The following is a 2,791-nucleotide window of genomic DNA, read 5'->3' as shown; positions in this document are numbered from 1 at the left end:
TTGTTCATCAGAAAGATATGAGCAATCAGAGCGGTTATAAGTAATCGCTTTATATTTTTCACGTAATTGTTGCGTAATATCCAGCGTTTTTTGTGCCGTCATTTTGAACTTTTTGTTCATGTATTGCTGGAGTCTGACCAGGTTAAACGGCAACGGCGCAGCCGTTTTTTTATCATCAGTTGCTGCCGCTTCAACGGTAGCCGGTTTTCCTGCAAGGGATGCTGCCGTTCCGTCTGCCCACGCTTTATCGAGTAGGCAGCCTGGCGGCTGCGGCTTGTCATGGTCTGGAATTACCGTTATAAAAAAAGATAATGTCATTGTCTTTCAGGTAGTTATATGGCCCGTTCAGCTAAACCCCGTAAACGCAAACCCGCACCACAAAGAAGCAAACTTCCCCGCTATGTTGTGAAACTTCATCCGGATGATTTTTTTGACGAAGAAGACGCTGAAGTTCTGCGCTTTGATAATTTTGACGATGCCGTTGAGTGCTGCGCTGACCTGGGTATTCCGTTCTTTCTGGATGCAGGAAACAAAAAGCTGGTCTTCTGGTTTGTTCGTGTCGATGACGAAGGGTATCCGGAAATAGCCCGCTGTACGGAGCGGGAGTTTGCAACCATTCTTGCCGGTATCAGTGCCGGTGGTATGTACTGCCCGGAATGCGGCACAGTTCACTGGCCGGATGGCGTTACCCCACCCGTCTGATGCTTCCCCGTTTTGCCGATATTTTTCAGCAGGGTAACCGCTGGCTTAACTGGCTGGAGAAACAGCCGGAAGGTTCAGTGCGTCCGGTGGTGACTGAGTCAGTGACAAAAATCATGGCATGCGGGACCACGCTGATGGGCTACACGCAATGGTGCTGTTCGTCACCGGACTGTTGCCACACCAAAAAGGTCTGCTTCCGGTGTAAAAGCCGCTCCTGTCCGCACTGCGGGGTGAAGGCTGGCGCACAGTGGATACAGTATCTGCTGAGCCTGGTCCCCGACTGCCCGTGGCAGCATATTGTGTTCACACTTCCCTGCCAGTACTGGTCCCTGGTGTTCCACAACCGGTGGTTACTGGCAGAGATGAGCCGCATTGCAGCGGATGTGATACTGGAAATCTGCCATCAGACAGATGTGGAGCCGGGGATATTCACGGTGATCCACACATGGGGGCGTGACCAGCAGTGGCATCCGCATATCCATTTATCGACAACTGCCGGTGGTGTGACGTCGGGCCACACCTGGAAAAATCTTCATTTTTACGCCCGTAAGGTGATGAGCATGTGGCGTTACCGGATAACGCGGCTACTGTCCCGGAAATACCCGGAGCTGGTAATACCGGATGAACTGGCAGTGGAAGGAAACAGCAAACGGGACTGGAATCGCTTCCTGGACACGCATTACCGCCGCGGCTGGAATGTCAACATATCCAGGGTGATGGATAACGCCACACATGTGGCGGTGTACTTCGGCTCTTACCTGAAAAAGCCACCGGTGCCGATGAGTCGGCTGGAGCATTATGCCGGTCAGGATGAAATCGGTCTGCGTTACAACAGTCACCGTACAAAACGGGAAGAATACCTGTTGATGAGTGGAGATGAGTTCATGGAAAGGTTCTCCTGGCATGTAGCAGATAAGGGGTTCCGTATGGTGAGGTACTACGGTTTCCTGAGTCCGGTGAAGCGCCGCTTACTGGAAGAAGTTGTGTACGTCATAACGGAGACGGTGAGAAAAACGGCGATGCAAATCAGGTGGAGAGGGATGTATCAGAGGTTACTGAAGGTTGACCCGCTGAAGTGCATTCTGTGCGGAAGTCAGATGCGTTTTACGGGGCTGAAGCGGGGTTACCGACTGGCAGAGCTGGTCCTGATGCATGAGCGACTGGCACGACAGCAGGTGTGCGGCTGAGAGCCGCAGAGGGGAAGTTGCGTCCATTTTACCGGAAACGGAGCAAAAAACCGCCATTCATACCCTGTATCAATCAGTGTCATCCTGTTTAATAGTCGTTTCCGCTCATATGGTGCACAAGGGGTGTTGAAGAAACATCCGTTTTGTGGTGCTTTTTTAGTCTTTTGGGGATTTAAATTCCTATCGATGAACAGGCGGCCATGTGCGAACGACTGCACGAACTCGCGGAAGAACTCCAGAACAGCATCCAGGTTCGCTTTGAGACTGAAAGTGAAACAGGAACATAACGAAGCTGACGGAGGCGCTCACGGCTTGTCCGCGAGCGTTTTCGGCAGCAGACAAGCCCGCCAGGGCGCGTCAGCGGGTGTCGGGGCGAAACCCTGACCCAGTCGCGTAGCGACAGCGGAGTGTATACTGGCTTAACCATGCGGCATCAGTGCAGATTGTATGAAAAGTGCCCCATGCCGGGTGTGAAATGCCGCACAGATGCGTAAGGAGAAAATGCACGTCCAGGCGCTTTTCCGCTTCCTCGCTCACTGACTCGCTACGCTCGGTCGTTCGGCTGCGGCGAGCGGTACTGACTCACACAAAAACGGTAACACAGTTATCCACAGAATCAGGGGATAAGGCCGGAAAGAACATGTGAGCAAAAAGGCAAAGCCAGGACAAAAGGCCGCGCCGCTGGCGTTTTTCCATAGGCTCCGCCCCCCTGACGAGCATCACAAAAATCGACGCTCAAGTCAGAGGTGGCGAAACCCGACAGGACTATAAAGATACCAGGCGTTTCCCCCTGGAAGCTCCCTCGTGCGCTCTCCTGTTCCGACCCTGCCGCTTACCGGATACCTGTCCGCCCTTCTCCCTTCGGGCAGCGGCGCCCTTTCCCATAGCTCCCCCTGTCAGGA

At 53.2% G+C, this 2,791-nt stretch carries 4 protein-coding genes; 3 read left to right on the top strand and 1 reads right to left on the bottom strand.

The genetic code is table 11. The annotated features are described in order from the left end of the window. Positions 1-318 (bottom strand): DNA topoisomerase (locus tag GH681_RS22550; RefSeq protein WP_368666711.1); only part of this gene is annotated, 318 nt, incomplete at its 3' end. 18 nt (positions 319-336) lie between these two features. On the opposite strand from GH681_RS22550, the gene GH681_RS22545 reads away from it, so the two are divergent. From GH681_RS22545 to GH681_RS22535, 3 genes are all read left to right on the top strand, one after another. Then, positions 337-702: a hypothetical protein gene (locus GH681_RS22545; RefSeq protein WP_000124098.1), complete on the top strand. Its 366-nt coding sequence runs from the start codon at positions 337-339 to the stop codon at positions 700-702. Beyond that, positions 702-1,889, top strand: a complete 1,188-nt coding sequence (locus GH681_RS22540; protein ID WP_000937614.1) for an IS91-like element IS91 family transposase — start codon at positions 702-704, stop codon at positions 1,887-1,889. Before GH681_RS22545 ends, GH681_RS22540 begins: the two co-directional genes overlap by 1 nt. A 176-nt stretch (positions 1,890-2,065) precedes the next feature. Beyond that, entirely contained in the window at positions 2,066-2,176 is a 111-nt protein-coding gene (locus tag GH681_RS22535) for a Rop family plasmid primer RNA-binding protein (protein ID WP_368666712.1), read from the top strand. Positions 2,177-2,791 lie beyond the last annotated feature (615 nt).

The organism is Zoogloea sp. 1C4 (assembly GCF_009469605.1).
Lineage (GTDB): Bacteria > Pseudomonadota > Gammaproteobacteria > Burkholderiales > Rhodocyclaceae > Zoogloea > Zoogloea oryzae.
Note: the sequence above shows the minus strand (reverse complement) of the source record. Positions and strands in the feature narration are given on the sequence as shown.